Here is a 305-nt window from a genome sequence, read left to right on the forward strand (position 1 = left end):
CAGCCTACCACCTTAAACCTGGACAACCAACGCCAGGCTGGCCTAGCCTTCTCCGTCCCTCCATCGCAGTAACAAGAAGTACAGGAATATTAACCTGTTTTCCATCGACTACGCTTTTCAGCCTCGCCTTAGGGACCGACTAACCCTGCGTCGATTAACGTTGCGCAGGAAACCTTGGTCTTTCGGCGTGGGAGTTTTTCACTCCCATTGTCGTTACTCATGTCAGCATTCGCACTTCTGATACCTCCAGCAAGCTTCTCAACTCACCTTCACAGGCTTACAGAACGCTCCTCTACCGCATCATC

General features: G+C 51.5%; 1 rRNA gene. It reads right to left on the reverse strand.

The annotated features are described in order from the left end of the window. Positions 1 to 305: ribosomal RNA gene (locus ACYP2A_RS22230) — 23S ribosomal RNA — on the reverse strand; the annotation flags it as partial.

The sequence above is a fragment of the Pseudomonas sp. 3A(2025) genome, from assembly GCF_054589175.1.